Source organism: Nocardioides agariphilus (assembly GCF_015352445.1).
GTDB lineage: Bacteria > Actinomycetota > Actinomycetes > Propionibacteriales > Nocardioidaceae > Nocardioides > Nocardioides agariphilus.
Genome location: NZ_JADKPO010000015.1, coordinates 78,275 through 104,081, shown reverse-complemented (window position 1 = coordinate 104,081; position 25,807 = coordinate 78,275). Strand labels below are relative to the sequence as shown.

21 protein-coding genes are annotated in these 25,807 nt (G+C 67.1%); 10 read left to right on the top strand and 11 right to left on the bottom strand.

All coding sequences use genetic code 11. The annotated features are described in order from the left end of the window. Positions 1–88: 88 nt before the first annotated feature. The 3 genes from ISU10_RS12805 to ISU10_RS12795 are packed head-to-tail and all read right to left on the bottom strand — an operon-like array spanning position 89 to position 1,297. Positions 89–529, bottom strand: a complete 441-nt coding sequence (locus ISU10_RS12805; RefSeq protein WP_194696793.1) for an SRPBCC family protein — start codon at positions 527–529, stop codon at positions 89–91. Next, the gene (locus ISU10_RS12800; RefSeq protein ID WP_194696792.1) at positions 519–887 is read right to left on the bottom strand and encodes an ArsR/SmtB family transcription factor; all 369 of its coding nucleotides are present in this window, start codon (positions 885–887) and stop codon (positions 519–521) included. Before ISU10_RS12800 ends, ISU10_RS12805 begins: the two co-directional genes overlap by 11 nt. Next, positions 884–1,297, bottom strand: a complete 414-nt coding sequence (locus ISU10_RS12795; protein ID WP_194696791.1) for an SRPBCC family protein — start codon at positions 1,295–1,297, stop codon at positions 884–886. Before ISU10_RS12795 ends, ISU10_RS12800 begins: the two co-directional genes overlap by 4 nt. Positions 1,298–1,475: 178 nt before the next feature. On the opposite strand from ISU10_RS12795, the gene ISU10_RS12790 reads away from it, so the two are divergent. Further along, a complete protein-coding gene (locus ISU10_RS12790; protein ID WP_194696790.1) occupies positions 1,476–1,892 on the top strand; it encodes an ester cyclase in 417 nt (138 codons plus the stop codon). A 65-nt stretch (positions 1,893–1,957) separates the two neighbouring features. Continuing rightward, on the top strand, positions 1,958–3,490 hold the full coding sequence (locus ISU10_RS12785) for an HD domain-containing phosphohydrolase (RefSeq protein ID WP_194696789.1): 1,533 nt from the start codon (positions 1,958–1,960) through the stop codon (positions 3,488–3,490). A gap of 120 nt (positions 3,491–3,610) precedes the next feature. Here ISU10_RS12785 and ISU10_RS12780 read toward each other — a convergent pair whose 3' ends face one another. The 5 genes from ISU10_RS12780 to ISU10_RS12760 form a co-directional block, all read right to left on the bottom strand. Next, positions 3,611–5,773 carry a molybdopterin-containing oxidoreductase family protein gene (locus ISU10_RS12780; protein ID WP_194696788.1) on the bottom strand — a complete coding sequence of 721 codons (2,163 nt, stop codon included), beginning with the start codon at positions 5,771–5,773 and terminating at the stop codon, positions 3,611–3,613. A 388-nt stretch (positions 5,774–6,161) separates the two neighbouring features. After that, complete coding sequence (locus ISU10_RS12775; RefSeq protein WP_194696787.1) at positions 6,162–6,536, bottom strand: cupin domain-containing protein; 375 nt, start codon at positions 6,534–6,536, stop codon at positions 6,162–6,164. Positions 6,537–6,648: 112 nt separating this feature from the next. Beyond that, entirely contained in the window at positions 6,649–6,924 is a 276-nt protein-coding gene (locus ISU10_RS12770; protein WP_194696786.1) for a hypothetical protein, read from the bottom strand. Positions 6,925–6,938: 14 nt separating this feature from the next. After that, positions 6,939–7,352, bottom strand: a complete 414-nt coding sequence (locus ISU10_RS12765) for an ester cyclase (RefSeq protein WP_194696785.1) — start codon at positions 7,350–7,352, stop codon at positions 6,939–6,941. A gap of 111 nt (positions 7,353–7,463) precedes the next feature. Beyond that, positions 7,464–9,161 carry a LuxR C-terminal-related transcriptional regulator gene (locus ISU10_RS12760; RefSeq protein WP_370865294.1) on the bottom strand — a complete coding sequence of 566 codons (1,698 nt, stop codon included), beginning with the start codon at positions 9,159–9,161 and terminating at the stop codon, positions 7,464–7,466. Positions 9,162–10,089: 928 nt separating this feature from the next. Between ISU10_RS12760 and ISU10_RS12755 the strand changes: the two genes are divergently transcribed. Then, the gene (locus tag ISU10_RS12755) at positions 10,090–10,599 is read left to right on the top strand and encodes a hypothetical protein (RefSeq protein WP_194696783.1); all 510 of its coding nucleotides are present in this window, start codon (positions 10,090–10,092) and stop codon (positions 10,597–10,599) included. 31 nt (positions 10,600–10,630) lie between these two features. Here ISU10_RS12755 and ISU10_RS12750 read toward each other — a convergent pair whose 3' ends face one another. From ISU10_RS12750 to mobF, 3 genes are all read right to left on the bottom strand, one after another. Beyond that, positions 10,631–12,955: a DEAD/DEAH box helicase gene (locus ISU10_RS12750; protein ID WP_194696782.1), complete on the bottom strand. Its 2,325-nt coding sequence runs from the start codon at positions 12,953–12,955 to the stop codon at positions 10,631–10,633. A 3-nt stretch (positions 12,956–12,958) separates the two neighbouring features. Further along, positions 12,959–14,899, bottom strand: coding sequence for a site-specific DNA-methyltransferase (locus tag ISU10_RS12745; protein WP_194696781.1), 1,941 nt, complete (start codon positions 14,897–14,899; stop codon positions 12,959–12,961). 717 nt (positions 14,900–15,616) lie between these two features. Continuing rightward, entirely contained in the window at positions 15,617–19,123 is a 3,507-nt protein-coding gene (gene mobF, locus ISU10_RS12740) for a MobF family relaxase (protein WP_194696780.1), read from the bottom strand. 399 nt (positions 19,124–19,522) lie between these two features. Between mobF and ISU10_RS12735 the strand changes: the two genes are divergently transcribed. The 7 genes from ISU10_RS12735 to ISU10_RS12705 are packed head-to-tail and all read left to right on the top strand — an operon-like array spanning position 19,523 to position 25,779. Next, complete coding sequence (locus ISU10_RS12735; protein WP_194696779.1) at positions 19,523–20,143, top strand: hypothetical protein; 621 nt, start codon at positions 19,523–19,525, stop codon at positions 20,141–20,143. Next, positions 20,128–21,087 carry a hypothetical protein gene (locus ISU10_RS12730; protein WP_194696778.1) on the top strand — a complete coding sequence of 320 codons (960 nt, stop codon included), beginning with the start codon at positions 20,128–20,130 and terminating at the stop codon, positions 21,085–21,087. Before ISU10_RS12735 ends, ISU10_RS12730 begins: the two co-directional genes overlap by 16 nt. Positions 21,088–21,112: 25 nt before the next feature. Further along, a complete protein-coding gene (locus tag ISU10_RS12725) occupies positions 21,113–21,790 on the top strand; it encodes an SAF domain-containing protein (RefSeq protein ID WP_370865292.1) in 678 nt (225 codons plus the stop codon). A 41-nt stretch (positions 21,791–21,831) separates the two neighbouring features. Next, complete coding sequence (locus ISU10_RS24355; protein WP_503128330.1) at positions 21,832–22,554, top strand: CpaE/TadZ family protein; 723 nt, start codon at positions 21,832–21,834, stop codon at positions 22,552–22,554. After that, the gene (locus tag ISU10_RS12715; RefSeq protein ID WP_194696776.1) at positions 22,551–24,023 is read left to right on the top strand and encodes a TadA family conjugal transfer-associated ATPase; all 1,473 of its coding nucleotides are present in this window, start codon (positions 22,551–22,553) and stop codon (positions 24,021–24,023) included. The genes ISU10_RS24355 and ISU10_RS12715 overlap by 4 nt, the downstream gene beginning before the upstream one ends. Then, entirely contained in the window at positions 24,020–24,880 is an 861-nt protein-coding gene (locus ISU10_RS12710) for a type II secretion system F family protein (RefSeq protein ID WP_194696775.1), read from the top strand. Before ISU10_RS12715 ends, ISU10_RS12710 begins: the two co-directional genes overlap by 4 nt. 23 nt (positions 24,881–24,903) lie before the next feature. Further along, positions 24,904–25,779: a type II secretion system F family protein gene (locus ISU10_RS12705; protein ID WP_370865289.1), complete on the top strand. Its 876-nt coding sequence runs from the start codon at positions 24,904–24,906 to the stop codon at positions 25,777–25,779. The last annotated feature ends 28 nt before the right edge of the window (positions 25,780–25,807 follow it).

The window sequence follows — 25,807 nt, the reverse complement described above, 5'->3', positions numbered from 1 at the left end:
GGTACCGGTCTGAGGCGACCATGCGGTCGGTTCACCGGACCCGCCTGTCGAGTGCCTGCACCGTGGTCGTCGGGCAGTTCGGCGGTCATCAGCCGGCCGTGGGGGCGAAGGGGTCGGGGCCCGGGTCGTCGCCTGCGGCAGCGAGCGCGAGGCGCGCCAGGAAGTGTTCCCACCCGGTGCCGTGCTGGTCGAGTTGGGTTGTCGGCAGCCCGGAGTGGACGACCTCGAGCAGGGTTCCACCGTCGTCGCTCTCACGCAGCCGGATCTCAACGGTGCTCGAGCCCGGGGGCAACTCGACGGAGTCGCGGTGCCCCCAGGCGATCACGAGCCGTTTGGGCGGACGGCACTCGATGATGTGGCCGCGCACGAGCACTCCGTTGATGTCGAGCTCGTAGGCGCCACCGTCGACGGCCTCCACCCGCGCCCGATCTCCCATCCATCTGACGAGCTGGGACGGCTCGACCAGATAGGGGAACACCGCGGCCGGCGGCGCCGGGATGCTGACCACGTGCCGGAGTTCAGTCGGCATCGGCCGATCCTTGCTGGTCCAGATCGGCGATCACGAGATCGCGGAGAGCCTCCAGGCGCGTCGGCCACAGGACCCGCAGGAAGTCCTCGACCGGCTGGAGGCCCTCGGTGCGCACGCTGTAAAGACGGCGGGTCCCAACGGGGCGGACGTCGACGAGGCCGGCCGCTCGCATCTGTGCGAGGTGTCTGGACACCACCGGCTGCGGCAGCCCGACGAGTTCGTGCAGGTCGGTTACCGACCGCTCCGTGGTGCTGACCGCTCGAAGGATCCGTCGCCTGACCGGTTGTGCCAGCACGTTGAAGACATCGTCGAGGCCATCGTCTGGTTCGTCGGCGATGCCTTGGGCTGCGCTCGTCATCGGTCGATCGTCCGCGCGAGATTCTCGAAGGCGGCACCGAATCCGTCGCGCAGCATCGGCACCATCATCGCGGCAGCCTGGTCGTCGACGAACTCGATCTCGGCCGACCAGCGCACCGTGCTGCCACCCTCAGGCCGCTCCGCCACCGTCATCGACCCGCCGTTGGTCGCCATCGGGCTCCCGGCCACATCGACCGAGTAGGCGAACTCGCGGGCGGTGTCGGCCGCGATCGAGAAGTCCTCGCGCTGCACCCGGCCGCCGGCGAATCGGCAGATCCGAGTAAAGCCGTCGACATCGACGCCCTCGACTCCTGGCACCCAGCTCGCGATGCCGGCCGGGTCACCGACCACCGCCCAGGCCCGATCGGGTGAGGTCGGGGTGATCAGCGTGTAGTCGAACGTGGTGTGCATGGGAACTCCCGTTGGACAGTGGGGTGAATATGACTGTCCACGCAATATAGCGGAATTCGTCATATTATCAACACTTCCGCTCCGTTGCTCCGTGGGGGGTTTGCCGGATGTGGTGCATCTGAGTCAGCGGCAGGCTGCGGACGTTCCTTCACCGACGATCCACGAATGGAGACCCGAGATGAGCACCGAGACCAACAAGCAGATCGCCCGGTCCTTCCTGCAGAGTGTCGACGATCTCGACTTCGAGGCCTGGCGCGCGACCGCCGCGCCCGACCTCGTCGCGAGCGCGAACGGCGGAGAGGTCATGAACCGTGAGGAGTTCGAAGGCATGGTGCGGGGGATCACGGGCGCCTTCTCCAACGGCCGGCACATCATCGAGAGCCAGGTGGCCGAGGGCGATCGCGTCGCGACCCGCCTGACCTGGACCGCGCTGCACACCGGTGAGTTCAACGGCGTCCCTGCCAGCAACCGCCCGGTCCGGGTCTGCGGTGACTCGTTCGACCGGATCGAGAACGGCAAGGTCATGGAACACCACGCGCAGTTCGACGCCATGGGCATGATGGTGCAGATCGGTGCGGTCCCGGTACCCGGCTGACCGGGCCCTTGACGGCTGGTCAGCGGGGTGTGTGGACTGACCGTCCCGACCCGAACGGATGCGCGATGGACGCTTCGCCGGTGCGCCTGGCGCATGTGCTGGACTCGCTGGCCCTGGCCATCGAGCTCGGTCTGGGCGTGCCCGCCCAGACGGTCCAGAGAACGGCCGTGATCGCGGCGCGTCTCGCACGCGCGGCAGGTCACGACGACGAGGACGTTGTCGCGGCCTTCTACACCGCGATCTTGTGTTACGTGGGCTGCACCACGACCTCGCATGACGTCTCACAGGCGGTGGACGAGCTGGGGCTGGGGGACCTTCTGGTCGTCACCGACGATGAGTTCCTGCCCGAGATGGAGCGGATGCTTGCCGCGACCATGCCGCCAGCCGATGCTGGGGCTGCGGCTCGGACGATGGCCGCGTGGTTCTCCAGGCCAGAGATGGGACAGCACCACCGCAACCATTGCGAGGCGGCGGAGCTGATGGCCAAGCGTCTCGAGCTCGGGCCACGCGTCGTCGGCGGTCTGACCCATGCCTACGAGCGCTGGGACGGCATGAGCACCCAGCAGCTCGCGGCGGGCGAGGGGATCAGCCTGCCGATGCGGGTCGTGCACGTCGCTTGGCAGGTCGGTCAGGAGAGCATCACCCGCGGCCCGGCCGAGATCGCGCAACGACTCCGGCTCCGGGCGGGCAGGTCGCTCGACCCCACGCTGGCCAGACTCGTCGCCGACGACATCGGCCACTTCCTTGCGGGCCTGGACGAGGGGGATCTCGGTCAGCAGCTGCTGGATGCCGAGCCGGGCGATCCCATCCTGCTGTCCGGGGGCGAGGTCGACCGCGCGCTGACCTGTATCGCCGACTTCGGTGACCTCAAGTCCCCGCACATGATCGGCCACTCTCGTCGCGTTGCCGATGTGGCTCAGAGGGCGGCTCGAGCCGCGAGCATGTCGCCGGCCGACGTCGACCTCGTGTGCCGTGCTGCGCTGGTCCATGACGTCGGACGTGTGGGGGTGCAATCAAGCCTGCTCGCGAAGCCGGGCCCCCTGTCGCGGGCTGAGCACGAGCGGATCAGGTTGCACAGCTACTTCACTGAACGCATCTTCGCGGCGAGCCCCGTCCTAGCCCCGGTCGGTGCGCTCGGCGCCGCCCACCACGAGCGGCTCGACGGGTCGGGGTACCACCGCGGGCTCCAGTCGTCCGGCCTGTCGGCGGCCGCACGGCTCCTGGCGGCCGCGAACACGTGGTGCTCGCTGACCGAGACACGTCCCCACCGTCAGGCGATGACCGAGTCCGAAGCCTGCAACGCGCTCGGGGCGCAGGTACGGGAGGGGCTGCTGGACCGCAACGCCGCGGACGCGGTGACCACCTCCGTCGGGCAACGTGGGACATGGACGCGTCGCGCGGCCGCCATCACGTTGACCGAGCGCGAGATCGACGTGCTCCGCCTGGTGGCCCGCGAGCACACCAACCCCTCGATCGCTGAGGCGCTCGGGATCTCCCCCAAGACGGTCGAGCGACACGTCACGCACATCTACCAGAAGATCGGTGTCTCGTCCCGGGCCGGGGCCGCCATCCACGCGCTGGAAAGCGGCCTCATGTGATCGCGCGAAGCGTCCGGACGCGCCTCCGACGGGGACTAGAACGGCGCGTGAGCCGCCTTGTGGCGGCAACTACGACGGGCGGCTGCAGCAACCGATCAGCGCCAGTGGAGTCGGCGGCGCTCAGACCTCGAGCAGGGCGACGTCGCAGATCGAGGCTCGCAGGGGCGAGCTGCCGCTGATCGGGTCGCTCGGTGTCTGGCTCAGCACAAGGTTGAGGTTGGCGCTTTTCGGTCCGTACGGCGGGTAGCCGGGCAGCCCGAGCTCGTCGCAGGCCTCCCACCAGCCGTGCTGGCCGAACACCACCCCTGGGTCGAGGCTGGCGTTGAACTTCGCCCGCGCCCGCACGTTGCCGTACGGGGTGATCAGCGAAACCCAGTCCCCCGCGGTGATCCCCCGGGACGCGGCCGTGGACGGGTGGATCTCGAGCTGCGGTTCAGGCGCGCTCTTGCGCAGGGCAGCGACCTGGCGGTGCTGGGTCTCGCAGAAGAACAGGGACTTCGCGCAGCTGAGCACCAGCGGGTACCGGTCGGCGAGGTCCGGCCGGGAGCGAGGGCTCGTCAGTGGTTCCTCGAAGGTGGGCAGCGGTGAGTAGCCATGGGCGGCCAGGGTGGCCGAGTACAGCTCCACCTTGCGTGAGGGGGTGTTGAACCCGGTGTCGGCGTACTTGCGGTACCGCGTGGTCAACGGCACCCGGACACCCTCCGGGTTGCCCCGCAGCTCCTCCAGGGTGATCCCGCTCGGCGCCAGCTGATGGCGGAACGCCGCCTCGATGTCGCCGTCCCAGAAGTGCCCGCCCAGGCCCAGCCGCGTCGCGAGGTCGAACACGATCTGCAGGTCCGAGCGTGCCTCCCCGCGGGGCGGGACGAGCGGCTGTCGCAGCTGGACGAGCGACTGCGCCTCCTGGCTGTACTCGAAGCCGATCTTCAGAGCCTCCGACTCGAACGGTGTCGTCACGGGCAGCACGATGTCGGCGAGCTCAGCGGTCGGGGTCATGAACAGGTCGGCCTGAACGAAGAAGTCCAAGGTTTGAAGCGCAGCGCGGCCGCGCGCGCTGTCCCCGTGGGCCATCACCATGTTGCCGCCGAAGCTCACCAGCGCCTTGATCCGTCGGTCGAGGGCCGCGGTGTAGAAGTCTTCACCGGTGACGAACTCGAACCGGGCCGGCCCGAGCGGCCGCTCCTCAACCCCAACCGCGGGCGGGCGTGTGTCTGACAGGAACTCCATCCCGTCGATCGGGTTCGATGGCACCTCCTCGAACAGCACGTTCCCGCCCGGGACGTCCAGGCTGCCCGTCAGGGCGTAGAGGACGTTGATCGCGCGCATGGTCTGGGTCGTGCCGCTGTGCTGCTCGAGCCCACTCCAGGTGTAGAACGCGACCGGCCGGGCCTCCCAGATCGTCCGCGCCGCGGCGACGATGTCTGCCGCCGGCACTCCGGTGATTCCCTGGGCCACGTCCGGTGGGAACTCGGCACAGCGCGACGCAAGCAGATCCCAGACGGTCCGGCCGCCGACCACATCAGCCGCGTTGGTCCAGTCACGGACGAAGTCGACGTCGTACCACCCGTTCTCGATCATCACGTGCGTGAGGGACAGAGCCAGTGCCGCGTCGGTACCTGGCCGGACCCGCAGCCAATGGTCGGCCTTGGCGGCAAGGCCGGCCTTGCGCGGGTCGACGACGATCAGCTTCGCCCCGCGCGCGACAGCGGCGACGGTGCTCGTCGCGTGCGCGAGGCGGGCGACCGACGGGTTGTACCCCCAGAACAGGATGCAGCCGGCGTTCTCCAGATCCGGCAGATACTCACCGGGCACGCAGGCGCCGAACGTGTAGAGCGGGGCGAGGTAGCGGCCCCACCCGCACAGCTCCATGTAGTTGCAGTAGTTCGGGCTGCCGAAGGCACGGATCAGCCGCTGCACCCAGTCGACGGCGTCACTGATCGCAGAGGTGGACGGCGAGCTCGAGCTGAAGCCGACCGACTCGGGCCCGTACGAGGCCGCGAGACTCATCAGCCGTTCGCCAACCGTGTCCAGCGCTTCCTCCCAGCTGATCTGCTCCCACCCCGGATCCGCGAAGTCCCTGGGGTGAGTGCGCCGCAGCGGGTGGCGGAGCCGCGAGGGGTGGTAGAGGATTTCCGGGGCAGCCTTACCCTTCACGCAGATAGCCTTGCCGGTCGGGTGCGACGGGTCTGGGTGCAGCGCCACAAACGTCCCGTCCTCGACCTCGGCGCGCGCCCCACAGCGCGACACGCAAAGTGGACAGAATGTCGGGACCGTGTCCCCGCCCATCACCCGATTGTCGCGCGCAGCCCACGTCCCGGCAACGACCTCGTCGCGGTGCTGTTCAAGTCAGCGGAAGCGGCTGAGTAGAACAGCAGCCGACCGAGCAGAAGCCTGGTGGAGAGCGATGTCAGCTCTCGTCACCGACGAGCCGGCGTTCCACGACAGCACATCGGTCGACCTCGATACTCCTGAGGCGCTTGAGTTGTGCCCCCGGTCTTCGATCTCGAGACGAGCACGTGGCGACCGCCCGACGATCGGCCGCCAAGTCAGCCGCCCGAGAGGGGAATGAACGACCCCGGCTGTACCGGGCTGCCGCTGGTCACGCCTCAGGCATTCGCCTGCGGGCGAACCGGCGCAGGAGGTGGCCGTCGACGCTGTCGGCTGCAAGTAAGCCTCAGCCGGTGGCTTCCATGTTCTTCGTGACTACGGCGAGGGTCTGCTGCAGCTGCTCGGTCGGGCTGAACTCGACGACCTCGGTGCCGGCGTAGAGCGTCGGGGTGTGCCCTGGGGGGACGTAGTAGGCGTCGCCGGTCTCGAATGTCTCCTCACCGGAGGAGGTCTTGAAGGTCACCTTGCCGGCGAGAACGTAGCCCCAGTGGGGTGCCTGGCACTGGTCGTCCGGTAGGCCCTTGAAGAACTGGGAGAGGTCGGCGTCGGCGGTGTACTTCTCGAAGGCGACCGTGTAGCCCCCTTCGAAGTTCTCCAGGTGACCTTCATAGCCCTCTACCTCAACGGTTTCGGTAGCGCTTGTCTTCGATGCCTTGGGCATGGTTCCTCTTCCTTTCAGCGGGATATGAGATTGCACGTTGTCGGGACATTCACTTCCGACAGGTTGCCTCGCAACAGCACATGTGGTGCGAGGGCGCCCGCGTGGTGGGTGTCTAGAGTTCTGGCGGGCAGTTGTTGGGGTCCTGGATGGCGGCGTACGAGGCGAGCGCGCCGAATGACGAGAACCCGAACTGCAGGAGCACGTCTCGATGGCTGGCGAGGTAGCCGGGGAGCTCGTGGCCCCAGGCCGCCCCGTAGACCTGGTGCTCGGCGAGTGTCGACTGCGCGACGCAGCTACTCGTCGCGGCCGCGGGAGAGGCCCCGGAGAGCATGGTGACGACCAGGGCAGCGCTGGCAGCCAGGGTGAGGCGACGTGTGGAAAGGCTCATCACGCACCTGCCCGTCACGCGGGCGCTGCGGTGGGCAGCGCGCCGATCTGGGACATGATCGTGAAGAGGTCGCAGTACTGGGTGATCTCGACGATCTTGCCGTCACGGATCCGGAACAGGTCCCACTCGGCGAACTTCACGCGCCGGCCGCTGGCTGGGACACCTGCGAAGTCGGCTTCGTGGGTGGCCGTGAAGCTGACCCAGGAGCTGATCAGGTCGTCCTCCTGCACCAGGTATCGGACGTCGGCGGTCAGGTCGGGGAACGGCTCCAGGAAGCTGCCGATGGAGGCCTTGAGCTCGGCGAGGTTGGACCCGGCGCCGGCGTGGCCGACGAGCCCGGGTGAGCAGATCTCGTCGAGGTCCTCCGGGCGGCCGCTGCCGACGATGTCGTAGAAGCGTCGGACGACGGACTTCTCGGTGGTTTCCATGAGTTCCTCCTCGGGACTTCCGGTTGGTGAGTCGAGGGTGCCCTCCCGAGTGGTGGGTCAGCATGGGCCATGTTGCCTATTTGAGCTCCGGTCCCCGTGCGGCCCGCGCCCTCATTTGTGGGCCAGGGCCTGGGCGGTGGGTAGGTTGAGCAGCGCGTAGGCGGCTGCCTCGGTGCGGCTGCGTACGCCGAGCTTGGTCAGGATGTTGCTCACGTGGTGGCCCGCGGTCCGGGTGCTGATGAACAGCCGTTCGGCGATCTCGGTGTTGGAGAGGCCTTCGCACACCAGGCCGAGTACCTCCTGCTCGCGGCGGCTGAGCAGGCTGCCGTCACGTGGGCCGGTGCGGCCCTTGACGCCGAGTCCGCGCAGGAACGCGGCGGCTCGGTCGGCCTCGGCGGTGGCGCCCATCCGGTCGAGGGACTGGAGCGCACTGCGCGCCTCGGTGATGGCCAGGCCGCGGTCCTTTCCGACCAGCGACCGGGCGAGGTCCATCCGGGCCCGGCACGCCGCCAGGGGCGCACCGGACTGGGCGAAGCCCAGCGCCGCCGAGCGGAGCAGCCCGGCGGCCTCGCCGTCTGCTCGGGCGAGCGCGACCTTGCCGGCGGCGTGGTCGCGGTGCGCGCGGTGGAGCGGCGTGTCTGTCGCGGCGGCGAGGTCTGCGATGCGCTGTGCGGCGTCCTGTGCGAGCCCGGCGTCGCCGGCGGCCAGGGCAGCGTCGACCAGTTGCGACCGCGCCGGAAGTGTCAGTACCGGGGTTTCCGCCAGGGCGTCGAGTGCGGCCACGAGACGGTCCACGGCGCGGGCCGGTCGGCCGAGGGCCAGGTCGACGGCAGCGGCGGATGGCGCGCAGTCGGAGTCGCCCTCGAAGCCGGTGATCAGCGTCTCGGCCTCCTCCAGGCGGCCCTGGAGGACGCGCAGGGCAACCAGGTCGGCCACTGGGTGCAGGCAGCGCGGTCGCAGGCCCGTCTTGGACATCTGGGAGACCGCGCGAACGAGCTGCTCCTCGGCCGCGTCGAGCCTTCCCGTCACCAGATACACCCCTCCGCAGCATCCGGTGCAGAACGCGGAGATGAGATCGGTCGCCGACTGGGTCTCGAAGGGCAGCAGCGGCCCGAACGCGTACGACGACCGGAAGCTGACCAGGAACTTCGCCCAGGGCTCGACCATGCCCGGGTCACCGATGAGCCCGGCGACCTCCATCAGCGTGCATAGCGCCTCGCCGACGTACTGCACGTCATGGCCCTCGCCTGAGGTCGCGGCGGTCATCGCCTCGTGCAGGTCCGAAAGCCCCTCGGCAATGCCGCCAGCACTGACGGTGCAGGCGCCCCGACGGGTCAGCGCCACGATCTCCAGGTCCCGATCACCGTGCTCGCGCGCGATCCTCAGCGCCCGGTCGGCGGCGTTGGCGGCGCGTGGATGCGGGCGTCCCATCTCCGACTCCGCCAGGACCAGCCACCCCCGCAGGCTGCCATCCTCGGGCAGGGTCTCCAACAGCGACCGCGCCCGAGACAGCCACCCGTTGGCCATCTCCCCACGCCGATAAAGGCCCCAATATTGGCGTGCCAGCCAGATCGCGACAGCTGTCGCTTCGGTGTCGCGGCCGTCGTGACGCAGCCGCGCGAAGACGCGGGCCCGCAGCTCCAGAGCGGTACCCGGATCGTTGAGCCACCACACCGCCAGCGCCAGCCCGTCCAACGCGTCCGCCGACTCCTCGACCGACAAGGCCGACTCGAAGCAGTCGCGGGCCGCGCCCCACTCCCCCGCGGCCAAGGCGGACGAGCCGGCCACGAACTGCTCGTGGGCGTCCACGTCTTCGATGATCGCACCAATCTGCGTAACGCGGAGCCGCTGCTTCAAGGCCCCAGCCCCGAGCCATCGCGACGACTGCGTTGTGCTCGTCGAGTCACGCAACCATCGACACCGCGGCGTCATGCGATTCGAACGCGCGGGACCGGCGACACACGCGTCATAGTCTGAGGCCGCGGCTGGTCGAAATCGCCAGCGCGTCGCACGGTGGCATGGCGGGCGGACATTTCTGTCGGATGGGTCGTGCCCATTGCTAACCAGCCGTCACCGGTGCTCGGCGAGGACGTACGCGCGAGGGTCACCCTCGGCGGTGTGACCGACGGTTGTCCGAGAACACGTGAGGGAATTTGAACCTGTGCCCACGCGATTCCGTGCACGCGGGAAGCGCCGTGGCGACCTGCGGCGCGATAGGCGGGCGGCCTCGGAAGGGTTACGTCGAGGTCGCGCGGTGCGCCGCAAGCAGTCCGCAGCGGAAGGCAGAGAGATGCTTTCGCTCTCGCGTCGCGCCGCTCTGACGGCTACACCTTGACCGTCGGCAGGGCTCCTCGGCAGCACCGGGTTCGAGCTCTACTACGACATTTAGTCACGGGTGGGCGATGCCCACCGGCTGAGTGCCTGAAAACGGCCTCTGACCTGCGAAGACACCTTCCAATGTCTTCCAGCGTCAGGGGTCGTTTTCCATTCGTCTGCGGCCCCAGTGCGGCCCACGAGACGAATCCGCCTCACGGAAGTGGCCCGGGCCACGCCTGCGCCACGGGCGCGGACTGGCGCCGCCGTGCCGGGTCAGCCCAGGAGGGACGATATCCCCGGCGGAGGCCCCGGTGAGGTGCCCGGTCCCGCGCGGAGCGGTGGCTGGGCACAAGCGACTTGTCTTCGTGTGGACGACTCCTTGCTCGCCCATGCCAAGGAACCGGTCGACTACGCTGCGGAAGTGGCCAGCTATCTCACCGTCATTGGCGACCGAGTGGCACTCGCTTGGGTTCTGAGAAGCAGCATGATGGCCTTTCCCTCCACTCGCCGCTCTGAGGTGGACATGTTGGAGACCGGCGACGAGATGTTCCTTCTGAGCACTCGGGGGTGCTTCCGGAACCCGACTCGCGACCGCACCCGGGTCATCGGCAGGGCGGTGCTCAGCACGCCGGTGGCGTTGGCCCCCGATCCCATAGAGCTGATTGGGCGCACGTTCAACCGGACCGGATCTCTGCAGATCACCGCACTCGCGCCGGTTCTCACCGGGATCGAGCTGGCGCCACTTGTGCCCAGCCTTGAAGCGTTCCCGAATAAGCAGGCGTGGTCTATCTGGCTCCGTCGCCCACTGCTCCGGCTGACCCATGCGGACGCCGATCTACTGCGGCCACTGTTGCTAGAGGTCGCTGTCGAACCGAGCATGGCCTTGCAGGGCTACCTGGACATCGGCAAAGACAGCCTTGTAGAGCGTTAGGCAGTTAGAGATAGGAGACGCGACGATCCGCTCAGGCCGGGTGCAGGGGATCGTCGACGAGGTACTTCACGACGGCCTCCATGTCCTCGAAGGTGACGGCCTGGATCGTGCCGTCGTCCCCCATCCCCCAGCTCGTGTATCCGCCAGTGTGCTTCTGCTGCAGGTTGTCGTCGTACTTGCCCTTGGACACGAACTGCACATCCAATCGCGGACCGTCCGTCGCCGGCCTGATGCGCAGCAGCTTCCTCCGAGCCGTCTCGTGAACGAGGTGAGGCCCCTTGGTGTCGACGCAGATCACGCGCTCCGTCGTCCACACGAGGAAGTCGGGGTAGAAGTTGGCAGTGGGGCCCACGCTGATGAGGGGGATGCCGTACCCACTGCGAGGAGGGTTCCGCGCCCAGGTGAGCCCGGTCTGGTCGATGGCATCGGCGAACGGACGTTCGAGGGTGTTCAGACCGGCGTACCCCTCGTGCACAGCGTTGATAAACGGCACCACGTCGTCGGGGCGCGCCAGAACGGTCCCCACCTTAAAGGGGTTCAAGCGCCGCTGAACCAAGCGAACGCCCTTGATGTAGGCGTTGACCACCTCGTCGGCGAGGTATCGAACTTGCTTGTGCGCGGGGCTGCCGATCCCGACCCGCGCGTCAAGCTTGGAGTCGGCGAGATTGACCACGCCGAGCGCCCACTTGTACTGGCGCTGGACCTCGCGGTGGAAAATCCACCGTGCCGAGGCCTCGCTAGAGTGCTCGTACTCCTCCCATCCAGTCTGAGACCCGTCCTGGCCGACCTTCTGCTTCAGGATCCGACGACTGCCGGTGCCCTTCGTGTTGACCCCACCGTCGCGGTAATCAGCGAAGTCATTCAGAAGTGCCTCGATCTTGGCGCGGGCGGCACTCGGGTCCAGACCCGTTTCGGGCACGAAGAAGTCAGCCCTGGGGTGGTAGTCCTGAGGCTTCGGCTTGCCCGGTGCGGAAACAACGATCTTGACACCGCCAGCCTCCTCGCCGAGTTCCTTCTTGACGTCTTCGATGACGTCGTCGAACACGCCGTTCTTGTCGACACGGATGTAGAAATGCGCGGAGTTGAGCCTCTCCGCCGGGTAGTGCGTGGTCCCCGGCTGGCGGAGGACACGACCGATCACCTGGGTGATCTGGACTTTCGACTCCATGCTCTTGTCGATGTACGCGAAGTACACCGACGGGTCATCCCATCCCTCCTGCAATGTCAGGTTGAAGATGACGTGCTGGTAGTCGCCAGCCGTGAAGTCGTCGTAGTCCTTGTCCGCACCCTTGAACAGGATGAACTCGTCCGGTAGCGGGAAGTCCTTGTCGGTCTTCAGGTCCGCGTACACCGCCACCGTGGAGGGGTCGATGCCCATCTGCTCGACCAAGTACTTCCAGATCAGGATTGGCGGAGCCTGCCGATGGTTGAACGGCTGCTTCGGGTCGTCAGACAGGTTGGGTGTGTCCGCGACGACATTGGTGTTGGAGACGTAGATCGCCTTCGGCTTGAAGTCGAGCCCGAGCGATTCGGCCTCGCCGGTGGCGTCTTTCCAATCCAAGAGGAGCTGAGACACAGCCTCCTCCATGGGAGTGTTGTAACCCTCGAGGAGAACGGTGTCCTTCACCAGACCTTCGGAGACGACGTCCCTGGTCTTGACCTTGGTAATGAGATCGGCATCCTCATATCCAGCCGTTTTGATGTGTTGGACCTCGGCGCCGATCCGCGCCGGAAGACGCATCGTGGCCGATGCAAGCAGAAAGCCGTCTGGTTCCAGTTCCAGAAGCAGTTCAGTCTGCTGGTTACTCAGATTCTGCGCTTCGTCGTACACCACAATCAGCGGTCGACGGTTGCCATCGGCATCGGTGCGCTGGCGGATCGCATCCCAAATCGATGCCTCCATGTTGTCCACGTCACTCTTGTGGATCAGGAGCGTGCCGCTGTCCTTGTCCTTCTGGTTGAAGGTGCCGACTGTCGCGAAGTAGACCAGTGGCTCGTCAGACTCGGCCACGACCTCAGGCTTGTAGTTCGCCAGAGCATCAACCGCCATCCCATCGAGGAGGTGGTGGTACTTGCCACCCGGCGAGAGGTTGACGAACGTTTGGCGAACCACGACTTTGCCACGAGACAGCCACATAATCACCGGTTTCACCGGCATCGTGTCGGCGATTTGTGAGACAGCTTCCGCGAGGATCACCGTCTTGCCAGCGCCGGTGAGTGCCGAAAGCGCTTGGAAGAACGGTGCGACGTGGCGCTTCTTGCTGACCGTCGTAATCGCCGGGGCGTCGAGGTAGTCGGAGACATGCGAGGAGACGGTCGCGGCCGCCTCTTCCTGGAACTGGAACAGCGACAGCATCCGTCAGTCTTCCCCGTCGGTATACGACTCTGTTCTAACGTCCAGGCCGAAGTCGGCAAGGATGCGATCAGGAATCTGGTACCAGTGCACTCCTGGAGTCGTGAATAGGTTAAAGCGTGAGTAGATGTGATAGACGGGCTTTAGCCCTTCCTTCTCTCCCTCTTCGACGCACGCCTCGTAAACCTCCTCAGTGAGGTCGGTGTTCTCACCGACGCCGCCCCAGACGAGGTAAAAGCCCTCATCGTCGGCGTTCTTGGCCACGAGGTACGCGTAGTCGTGCTCCGCGAATCGGATCAGGCTTGCGCCGCGACGCCGGGACGAGTCGAAGTAGGAAGCGATGACGGTATCCACCATCTCCTCGCGTTCCATCGCGAGCAGGGCAGTCGCATCGACCTGTTTGGTGAGGGTCCGGAACTCGTAGCCCTCTCCCAGGGATGAACCCTTGCCGTTGGCCCAGTTCCCGGCCACGACCCGCTGGAGCCGATCCGCGGTTAGCGTTCTGGCGTAGGAGTCACCCTTCTCTGGGCGGCCCTGCTCGATAAGGATAAAGCGCCGGTCCGCCCCCATCGCCGCATTAAGCGCCAGCACTGCATGTCCGGTAGTGCCGGAGCCGGCGAACGGGTCCGCAACAGTACCGTCCAAGGGACACCACAGTTGGATTACTTTCTGGAACAGCTTGATGGGCTTGACTGTCTCGAATCCGTGACCGCTGCCGACAATCGCATTCAACTCTCGAGCCCCCGCCTCGGAGGTCCCAGACTCCTCTGAATCCCACGATGTACAACCGATGTCGACCGGCTCGTCGTAGTCGTCATCGGCCCAGTAAGTGGACGGGACGACGCCCTTCTTGAGCTGCTCGAGGTAGACCTTCTTTCGCGGCTTGCCGTCTCCGCCGCGTGTGAACACGATCTGCGGCCAGTTGTCCGCCTTACGCCTCTCTTGCGCTGCCTCCCGGGCAGCGACGACCACGGGGTCCTTCGCCGGATCCGACACCAGTGGGTTCTGAGCACCATTTAGGAGCAGCGCCTTGGGATTCCCGTCGTGGATATCGACCTCGGCGTACTGAGTGCCCCAGCCCTCTAGCATCTTCCGGAGGACGCGCTTCTCGTTCGACCAGTGCTTAGATCCGGTCGGGTAATACAACTGACCCGTGAAGGGACTCTGGATCCCGTAGTACATGCCCGCGTGGTCAGCTCGTCCGGGTGCATCTGCGGCGGCGCCGTACCACCGTCCGTTCGGGTCGTTGTCCGGGTTCTTGTATCCGGCATCCTGAATCTCGGTCCGGTCCACACGACCGGTCCTTGCCCGCTCTTTGTCCTTGGCGTACACGAGAATGAACTCCGTCGACGTGGAAACTCCGCCCTTGTCGTTCCGCTTGGTCGAGGAGCGTTCCCAGTTGATGATCGCCAAGCGGTTCCGGTCGTCGAACAACTCATCGAGCATCTGTCCGAGGTGGAACAACTCCCTGTGGTCAATGCAGATCGCCAGCACGCCACCGGGCTTGAGCATCTGCTTCATCAGGAGCAGACGCGGGTACATGAACTTCATCCACTTTGTGTGGCGCGCCGTGTCGTCGGCGTTCACGAGGTCGCCGATGCCCGGGTCGTTGGGGTCCTCGTCCCACTTGTCGTTGTAGCGCCAATCTCCGCCCGTGTTGTAGGGAGGATCGGTCAAAATCAGGTCCACGTGACCGCGCTCGCGGTACAGGGTGGCCAGCGCCTGGAGGTTGTCTCCCTCGATGAGGAGGTTCTTTGAGCGTTCCTCGCCCGACCCGGCGCCGTACTTCGCGATGGTGCGCTGCACACGGGGGCGTACTCGCCGTGTGATGCGACGGGACATTGCCTTGCCCGGAAAGGTGAGCTTGACACCTACCTCGGCCCGCTCCCTGAGCAGGTCGATCAGTTCGTCCTTGCTCAGCAGCTCAAGGTCATCCAGTTCGTCCAACGTCGCCTCTTCCTGATCTCAACCTGCGCTCCAGACGCTACCTGCCGAAGCCTCGAGCACAGTCGATCATTGAGGACCGACATTTCGATTCCCGACGTCGTCGAGCGACCCAGGAACCGACCATCACGAGCCGAGCGTGTCGGGAATCACCATACCGGCCAGCGACGCCGAAGCGCGTCACCAGTGCGCGATGGAGACTGTCATGAAGGTGCCACGCGCAACCCTGTTCTGACGCGCGTTGGCGGCCGACACTGCCTCCTACGCCTGCCAGATCGGAGGTGGAACAGAGCTGCTCACTTCCATCCGTCGTCGAGGGCCAACGGCCCGCAGCACGACACTTACCCCAAGGAAGCCGACCTTGATCGCGTCCCAAGCGAGGACGAGTACGACCAAGTTGAGCCACCCGGGCGCGCCGGCCGAGACTGCGTTGGCAACGACGTGCATGGCCATGAGCAGGACCGCTGCTAGCCCGAGGAGGGCAGCCGCCAGGCGCCACCGCGGGTGCGCTGAGCGCACCATCCTGACAAGCAGGTTGCTCGGCGCGACGGCCTGAATCATTCGGTGCACGGAGGCGACCGCCACGATGACCGGTATCGCAAGCACGATGAGCATCGGGACCTCCCGTGGAGTGGTGGACTACATCGGTAAATACGGCCGGGCGCCGGCGAGCTGGCCGTTCGCCACCTCCGGCTGTGGAAACCGGGTCCCTGAACAGACCTATGGGAGCGAGATGACGTGCGCGGGTGTCGCGACGACTCGACGCTCGGTACCGGCCCCGGCTGCCAGACGAAGTGCCTCCCGGGCGGCCCGCTGCGCCCGTCGCTGATCGACCCGCTGCGCCTCGCTCGAGCTTCCTCGCCCGGTGGGCAGATCGGACTCAGACTTGTAGCGGTCGCGGTACGCGGCAACTATCGCTGCCGCGCGTAGCCAGGATTCGTTGGCCATCGGATCGGCCGGCGCTTTCCCCAATCGGCGCGCCCAAGGCGCACCGGCGTCGACAGCTGCTGCAGCCAGCGCATAGGCCCGTGTCTCGATGAGCTGCGCCCGCTCGTCGATCGACCGCCGGTCCTCGGCGGACATCTCGCCCAACGGCTCTGGGATGAGACCGGCGATCAGGCGCGGGCGCAGTCGACAGCCGCGCGGCGAGGACGCCGCTGACTGGTCGACCCGGAACCGAAGCACCGCGGCGATGTCGTCGGCATCTTCGAGTCCGTGCTGCCCGACGACGCGCGGGACCAGCTTATTGAGGTCGTGGTGGTAGGCCTCAGCCCGGCGGAGGGACGCTGTGAGCGGCCCGAAGGCGCTCGACTGGACGACCGCCTTGTGCTGTTCAGGCGTGAGACCGGACCGCCGTAGGATCTCCACGAAACGGTCGCGTTGGGCGTCTGCCGCAAGGGTCTCGAGTTCGGCGGCAAGGCGATCGATGCCGCCATGGATCGCGTACTCGGCCTCCATCGTCTGGTGCGCGGACAAGGTCGCGCCGCTGTGTTGTAGCACCCCGAAGAGCACGGTGCGAGCAGTGACGTCACCGGGCTCGGGAGTCGAGTGGCTGTCGTCAGGCTGGTCGAGAGCCACGTAGGCGATGTTCGACTCCCGGCCGCGGCTCATGGACACGTAGAGGTTCTCCCTGGTCGTCGAGGGTGTGACAACGACGTGGGAGGTGTCGACGGTGATGCCCTGAGCCCGGTGTGCGGTAACGGCGTAGCCGAGGTCGACGTACTCAGTGACGTACTCAGCTGGCAGCGCCGTCTTGCCTCGACGTCGTGGATCGAGCCGGTCGACCAGCATCGAGCCGTCGCGGCGGATGTCGACCACCCGCCAGCGGTCGCCGTTCTTGACCCAGCCGCCGCCGGAGGTGCGAACAGTGCGCTCGTTGCGCCGGGTGATGACCACATCCCCGACCGAGGCGCTGTTGCCGGCGGCCAGCGGGATCTCACGACCATCGACGGCGCCGTCGAGCAGCAGCCGTTCGGCGCGGGCCCGCTCGTTCAGAGTCCGCACGGCGTGGGATGACTCGGTCACGAGGATGCTTGCCTTGCCGGCCCTGCAGTCCGCGCGCCACGCCTCGTAGGCCCGGTCGAGCATCTCGTCGGTCTGTCCTTCGCGGACTCGCTTCTGGCGGATGTACGTCGAGATGACCTCGACCTCACCGCGGCGAAGGGCGAGGGAGGCGTGCCTCTCCCACTCGTTGAGGAAGCGATGAATGTCGGTCAGTTCAGGGGCGTCGGTACGGCGGTCGACGAGGAGCGCGAAGGCGCCCCCGGCTTCGACGGACTGAAGCTGATACGGGTCACCGACGAGCAGGACCTTGGCTCTGGCGGCTCCTGCGATGTCACTGATCCGGTCGAGGGTGGTCGTTCCCGCCAGCGTGGCCTCATCGATGATCACCAGTTGCCCTGCGCGCAGATCCGTGCGTCCCCGGTCGTACTCATGCAGCCACTTCGCCGTGTTGTCACAGGCGATCCCCAGGTCGTCGGCCAGTGCCTGGGCAGCTGTCGCCGATGGCGCCAGCCCAATGACACTCTTCTGTCCATGCTCGACCAACCACGCGGCGCGAAGCGCACGCATGGTTGTCGTCTTGCCAGCACCCGCGGGTCCAACCAGCAGGTCCAAGTGCCGACCAGACGCGGTGATGCTCTCGAGGGCGGTCTGCTGCTGCGCGCTCAGTCGAGCCTTCGAGTGCGTCACCACCCGTGCCAGCGCGCTGGGACGCACGGTCGGTGCGGTAGTGCCTTCCGATCGGTTCAGGAGTCGTGCTTCTGCCTCGATGATCGCGGTCGATGAGTACTTGGCCGAGTGCCGCGGTCGGAAGAGGCTCGTGCCGTCTTCGCGCTGGAAGCGAACCGGGCTGATCGCCAATTCGGGCGGAGTCAGCGACACCGACTGACGCTGAGCTGCGTCGACCACCATGGACACGACCGCCTCGCGGTCCGAGGTGGTTGCGAACCGGAGGTCCATCGTCTGCTTCGACGCTTCGGCCATGAGGTTCCAGTGGTTCCACACTGCCCTGTTCACCTCGACCGCGGCCACGACGTCAGTTCCGATGGCCTCGATCCCTGTCAGGGGAACGTCATCGGCGGTGAGCGGGGCGCCAGCCGCGCCACAGAGCGAGGCGGCCCATGCTGTCGCGTCGGCCCCCAGTTGCTTGGATGCCCGGCGCCGCCACTCAGCGGTGAGGTCGACGAGCGACCGCAGCTCCTTGGGTGGCCTCGTGGCCAGCGTCGCCTGGGCACGGAGCTCGACGATGATCTTGGGCGACGGCATCCGACCGTGCCTCGCGACGTACTCCTCGATGAGTTCGTCCTTCTTGTATTCGATCTCGCGGGTACGGCTCGAGAACTCAGCGATGACCTCATCGCTGAGGCCGACGATCTCCCACTGCGGATTGTGGTCTGCGCCGCGATCGCGGAGCTCCCACTCGATCCCGATGTCGCGGCTGAGTCTGTCAGCCAACAGTGCGTTGTAGTGCGCTGACAGCCCCGTGACGGAGGAGAACACCGGGCGGCCATCGAGGCTGCGCCACCGACCGTCCATCACGGTCAGAACCTTGTTGGACACCACGACGTGGGTGTGGAGTTGTGGGTCCCCGGCCCGGGAGTCGTAGTGGTCGTAGGCGACGGCGGCGACCCCGGTGACGCTGACCTGGGCCACGGCGCCGTCGGTATCGGAGATGCCCGACCTGGTCGCGGCCACTTCCCGCTCGAAGAAGGCGATGACGTCGGCGACAGCCGCATGATGGGCGTCCGCGATCCGCTCCTGGGTCGCCGCGTCGGCGACTCCCCACAGCACCGACACTGACTTGGGGACGCTGAAGGTGAGATCGAAGCCCGCCACTGCGCGGCGCACGCCTGCGGCGGTCTCCTCGGCTTCGATCCTGCTCGTCTCGGCGGCGCAGTCATCCTGGGTCATCTCCGGATCGAGAGCCGCCACTCGCTCGTTGATGCGGTCCGCCAGGCGCTTGTACGTCGGATACGCACGTCCGAGCTGCTCCCCAGTGATCGGGTCTCGCCCCATGCCGATCAGCAGCGCGAGCTGCTCCTCGGTCACCTGCATTCCCGCGGCCAGCTGACCGCTCCCCAAGGCCCGGACTCCAGAGCCAAGCCAGCGGCCGGGCGGCGTACCGATCTCGGAGTAGTACCGGGTGAGTGGCGTCGACAGGGCTCTGCTGCCGTCGCCCGCGGCGACGCTGCGCAGCAGGTACTGGTAGCCGCTGCCCGCGGACATTCGCCGCAGCGAGACAGTCACCGCCGTTTCCGTTCCACAGCCCTCAGGTGCGCTTCTCCATCCACAGACCCCTCGATCTGCAATCCGTGTGGAGGCAAAGAGGGACTGGGTGCACGAGAGGGGCAAAGGGGGCGGAGTGCGGGACGAGCGAAGCGGCGAGAGATGGAGGGCGTGGCAGGGAGGATGTAGAGGAAGGACGAGGGGCGAGAAAAGGGGAGAAGGGTAGGCCCGGAGAGTTGGAAGTCAGAGAGCACCTGAGCAGCGGGCCCGGAAGGCATAGAACAGCCGGGTGCGAAACCGACAAACGGCCTTTACGATGAGGCCCAGACGATGCCCGCACCGCCACGCGGCGTCGTTTGCGCCTCACGCCGAACGGCGAGAGGAGCAGGACACACACCCATGAAGATTCGACTCGGGCTGATCTTTTGGGCGACCGGCACACTGATGTTGGTCGCGGTCTCCGCATGTGGCGGCAGCGACACCGATCCCCCGGCGACCGCCGAGCCGTCGCCGACGTCGCCAAGCTCACCGACCACGAGCGCCTCGCCGAGCTCCCCGTCCGATGCAGCGAGCGCCGATGCCACCGAGTCGGTACGGAGTTACTTCACGGTGGTCGACCAGCTCCGTAGCGATCCTGCGGCCGACCTCAAGAAACTGAAGTCCGTCGCGACGAGCGCGCAGCTGAACGCCGTGGAGACCCTCATCGGCCGGCAGCGCGACGAGGGCCAGCGTCAGACCGGCACCACAATGATCAACGAACTGCAGGTGCAGTCGGTCAATCTCGACAACTCCGACCCGAAGGCTGGCAAGGTGCCGACGGTCGTCATCGACGTCTGCTGGGACGTGAGCAAGGTCGACGTGATCGACAAGAGCGGCAAGTCGATCGTCTCCCCCAACCGCCCGGACACCGGGTGGACCCGCTACTCCGTCGCGAACTACGACTACGCCGCCGATCCGAGCGGCGGCTGGCGCGTGGCGACGGGCCAGGACCTCAAGCAGACGCCATGCACGGCATCCTGACTCGCCTCCTCCTGACTGCGGTGTCTGCCGCCGGCTTCTCCGTCCTCGTCCACGCCCCGTCATACGCGGACACCGTGTGCTCGCAGACCGACCCGGCGACGGGCGAGTGCCTCATCTGGATCGAGGTGCCGGGCACCCCCGGTACGCCAGGTGAGCCAGGCGACGACGGGCCCCAGGACACCGGAAGCGGAGCGGCCTGCTACTGGGATGGCACCAGCCAAGGCATCACGAAGCCTCCACCCGGGCCTGTGCCCTGCTCATCGCCCGCGGGCTACTGGTCGAACAGCTACAACTGCTACATCAGTCCGGTCGAGCCCCAGCCGCCAGCGGGCGACCCGAGCTGGCAGGGTCACGAGCCCGGCGACGGGGCGGTCTACAACTGCTACCAGCCGCAGACAGGTCTGCTCATCACCATCTGGTCGCAGGACCCGCCACCGAACTCCGGCACGGGACCAACACCGCGTGAAGTGGCACAGATCGCGATCGAGCAGATGCATCTATCTGCCATCAACATTGGCATCGCGCCCGAGCCGGGTCCGGACAGCATCGGCCTGGTCGGCATGCCGGTCTGGATGTGGGCCAAGGACCCGAACGCCCACACCGTCGGCCCCATTACTGAGAGCGCCTCTGCCGGCGGCATCACGATCACGGCCACCGCGAAGGTCCTCCACATCACCTGGGACATGGGCGACGGCACCGAAGTTGTCTGCGAAACGGCCGGCACGCCGTACAAGCCGTCGTACGGGCGGGAGGACTCACCCGACTGCGGCCACACCTACACGAAGTCGAGCGCGCACGAGACCGATGACGCGTACACCGTCACCGCCACGTCGAGCTGGGTCATCACCTGGTCGGGCGCCGGCCAGACGGGGACGATCCGGCTCGACGGCCTCAACCGCTCAACACAGATCCGGATCGGCGAGGCGCAGGTGCTCGTGAACTGACGAGCTGCGCGGGAGGTACGACGAAGTGTCCACAACTGCCCGAGAGGACCGGAGGACCGGCCCGCGCCCCACCGCGCCGGACACCGCCACCAGCATCACTCCTCCGCCCAAACTCCGGAGACGCCCCGCGCTCGTCGTCGCCGCGGTCATCGTGACTGCGCTCGGCTGCCTGCTCGGCGCGTGGGCCTGGAGCGCGACGACGAACACCCAGGAGGTGCTCGCGGCGCGAGACACGATCCACCGCGGCGAGGTTATCGAGGCCGAGGACATCCAGCGGATCCGGATCAGCGGCGACCCAGCGCTGTCGCCGCTGCCCGCGTCGGCGTACGAAGACATCATCGGTCAGCGGGCAGCACTCGACATCTCGGCTGGCGGCCTGCTCACGAACGAGTCGACGGCGGACGAGCCGCTACCTCCGCAAGGCCAGTCGATCGTCGGGATCTCTCTGACACCCGCGCAGGTCCCCGGAATGCCGCTGTACGGCGGCGACAAGGTCCGCATCATCGTCACGCCAGGCGACAACGGCGAGGCGCCGGCCAACGCCCCGCCCTTCACCGTCGCCGAGGTCGTCGGCACGTACGTGGACGAGACAACAGGCAACACGGTCGTCAACGTCCTGGTGCCTTATCCCGACGCGGGCGTCCTCGCCGCACGAGCCGCCACCGGGAACGTCGCGTTGGTGCTGGACTCGGGAGCCGAGTGATGGCTGTCATCTGCCTGACTTCCGCGTCCGGATCGCCCGGTGTGACGACGACGTCCGTGGGCCTCGCGTTCTGCTGGCCGCGCCCTGTGCTTCTCGTCGAGGCCGACCCGACCGGCGGCTCGGGGGTTCTCGCCGGATTCATGAAGGGCACGACGCCGTACGACGCCGGGCTGGTCGAGCTGGCGCTCTCGCCGCTTAGCACGGCGGATGCGCTACGGGACGTCGTCATGCCCCTGAGCCCGAACGTCTCCATCGTCGTGGGAACGCGGACGCACGCCCAGGCAGCTGCACTCCGCGACATGTGGGAACCCCTCGGCTCGGCCTTGCGCGAACTGGAAGCGAGCGGGCAGGACGTCATCGTCGATGCGGGCAGGCTCGGACTGACGGGATCGCCGCAGCAACTCCTGGACTCGGCTGACGCAACCCTGCTGGTCACTCGCGCCGACCTGCCCTCGATCTCCGCCGCACGCTCGTGGGCCGAGACCGTTCGCCAGCCCGGGAGCGGATGGAGACACCCGGGCCTGCTCCTGATCGGCGAAGGTCAGCCATACCGCGACACCGAGGTCTCCAAAGTGCTCGGGATGCCCGTGGTCGCCGACCTCCCCGACGATCCGGCGGCCGGAGCTGTCTACCACCGCGGCGCTAACCCGCCCCGTCACTTCGAGACAGGTCCCTACGTCCGGGGTCTTCAGGCAGCAGCTCAGTCGGTCCAGGCGCATGTCTCGCGGGGTCGGTTCGCCCTCGTCGAGGAGGCCAGGCGATGACTGAGGCCTCCCGCTACCTGAGTGAGTACGGCGACCTCTCGCGCTTGCCGCTGTTCAGCCAGCATACGAACGGCTCGACGCCTGCAGTGCCCAAGCTCGGCGCTCCCGTAACAGTCCCCCCTACAACCGGCCCTGACGTCGACTGGTCGATCGTCGCGGACCTGCGCGCTCGGGCGTCCGAGCAATTGAGCCAAGCCGTCGCCTCAGACCGGAACCGACTCGACAAGGCAGCGCAGCAGGAGCTCGGCCGCTCGATCGTGCTGGACCTCATCGAGTCCGCGATGGCCGACGACGTTGACGCCGGCCGCGGGGCCTGGAGCCCGGGGCGCCAGCAAGCAACGGCGCAGGCTGTCTTCGACTCGCTCTTCCGCTTGGGTCGTCTGCAGCCGCTGGTCGACAACGACGACATCGAGAACATCGTCATCGTCGGCCACGACAATGTCCTTCTCGAACTGGTCGACGGCACCCTGATCGATGGCCCACCGGTCGCTGATTCCGACCCGGAACTCATCGACTTCCTGGTCTTCCTTGCTTCGCGCAGCGAGGTCAACGCTCGCTCCTTCTCCGAGGCCCAGCCGCGGCTCCACCTGCGTTTGGACGGCGGCTCCCGCCTGGCCGCCGCAGCATGGGTCACGCCCCGTCCTTCAGTAGTCATCCGACGACACCGACTGATGCAGGTCACCCTCGACGACCTCGTCGCTAGAGAGATGATGACGCCGACTGCGGCATCGTTCCTGCGCGCCGCAGTCCGGGCACGACGCTCGATCGTCGTCGCAGGCGCCCAGGGAGCGGGCAAGACAACCCTGGTCCGCGCGCTCTGTGCCGAGATCGACGCCATGGAGGCGATCGGCACTTTCGAGACCGAGTACGAGCTGCACCTCCACGAACTCGGCCGCCACAAGGTCGTCCACGCCTGGGAGGCACGCCCGGGATCCGGAGAGCGTGGGCCTGATGGTCGGCAGGCTGGCGAGTTCACTCTCGACGAGGCGCTCGTCGACTCCTTCCGGTTCAACCTCTCCCGCCAGATCGTCGGCGAGGTACGAGGCAAGGAAATCTGGGCAATGATCAAGGCGATGGAGTCCGGGACGGGCTCCATCTCGACGACCCACGCGGCTGACGCCGTGGCGGCCGTCCGCAAGCTCGTCACGTGCGCGATGGAGGCCGGTCCTCACGTCACCCAGGGGCTCGCGACAAGCAAGCTCGCGGCCACGGTGGACCTGATCGTCCAGCTGAGCATGGAGACCAGGGCGGTTCCCGGCGGCGCGCAGCGGACGAGAAGGGTCGCCGAGATCATCGCCCTCGCCCCTGGCGAGAGGGAGGTCGGATACGCGACCACGCACGTCTTCCGCGCCGATGCGTCAGGGGTCGCCGTACCGGACGTGCTTCCCGACGAGTATCGGGCGCTGGCCCACTACGGCTTCGACCTCGCGGCATACCTCTCGACCCAGGCGTACGGAGTGCAGCCGTGACTCCCTTGCTTCCCGCCCTCGCAGGCGGACTGATCGCCATCGGCATCCTCGGCATCGTCGTCGGCCTACGACCGACAGCCGCACCACCTCGCGAGAAGCGCACGTCCCGAGGCGGCCGCGTCGCCCTGACCTCGCGCACCCGGATGCTGCTTCTGCTCGGCGTCGGCCTTGGCCTCCTCGGATGGGCGATCACCGGGTGGGTACTCGCGCTGGTCATCGCACCGGTCGCGGTCATCGGACTACCGGCTCTGCTGTCCGCTCCGCCGGCTGCCACTCAGATCAACCGGCTCGAAGCGATGGAGGAATGGACGCGCTCGCTCGCCGGCGTCCTGACCGTCGGGATCGGCCTCGAGCAGGCGCTCGTCGCGACGCTGCGCTCCACGCCCGCGTCGATCAACGCGGAGGTCAGTCGGCTCGTGGCTCGCCTTCGTGCCCGATGGGATACAGAGACGGCACTCAGAGTCTTCGCCGACGAACTCGACGACGCCACCGGCGACCTGATCGCCGCGAACCTCATCCTCGGAGCACGCCGCCGCGGCGCCGGGCTTGCGAGTGTTCTCGAAGGCCTCGCCGAGTCGGTCGCCGGCGACGTACGGGCCCGTCGGCAGGTCGAGGCGGATCGAGCCAAGCCGCGTGCGACCGCTCGATGGGTGACCCTCATCAGCGCCAGCGTCCTGGTTGTCCTCGCCTTGTCAGGCAAGTACGTCGAGCCGTACGCGACCGCTATCGGCCAGGTGATCCTCGTCCTGCTTCTGTCGGCGTACGTCGGGACCCTGATCTGGATGCGGCGCATGGCGACCGGCAAGCCGCTTCCGCGCTTCCTCGAAACCCGCCCCGACGCGGCGGCTACGCCATGATCACCGGTCTGCAGTTGGCAATCGTGTCCGGCGGTCTCGTCGGACTCGGCCTCACCCTGGTCGTCGCGCGACTTCTGCCCGCCGAGCCGGACCTGGCCGACGCCTTGGAGCGTGTCTCCTCCACGCCTAGCCGCACGACTGCCAATGCCGCTGCCGCACGGACGGGTAAGGAACGCCTGGGGCTTTGGGGAATGCGTGTGCTCCCACCCGGCGTCTGGATCCGGACGCCGACGCGCGAGCTCGCCCTGCTCCGGATCTCCGTCGCGCAGTTCTACGGCGAGAAGCTCACCTTCGCCGGACTCGGTCTCCTCATACCGCCCGGGCTCACCCTCTTGTTCAACTCCCTCGGCCTTGGCCTCCCTCTCCAGATCCCGGCCCTGGCCTCTATCGGGCTCGCGGCAGTCATGTTCTTCATCCCGAACTACAACGCGCTCGACGAAGCCCGGAAGGCCCGCGTCGAGTTCGCCCGGGCCCTCGGCGCATACATCGACCTGGTCGCCCTCGAACGCCACAACGGCATCGGCGTCCGACAGGCGATGGAAGCGGCGGCGGAGATCGGCGACTCCTGGGTCTTCACCCGGCTCTCGGAGGAGCTGACCCGATCACGCTGGTCCGGTCTGCCGCCTTGGGACGCGCTGCACACCTTGGCCGAGGAGCTCGGACTCCCCGAGCTCGACGACTTCGCCGACATCATGCGCCTTTCCGGCGAGGAGGGAGCAAGCGTGTACGCCACCCTGCGCGCCCGATCCGCCGCCATGCGCACGGCGATGCTCAACGACGAGATCGCCCAGGCGAACGCCGTCGGCGAACGAATGACGATCCCCGGCTCCCTGCTCGGCGTCATCTTCATGGCCCTGCTCGTGGCCCCTTCATTGCTTCGCATGTTCACGGCCTCGTGAATCGGAAGGAAACACCCAAGGAGGAACT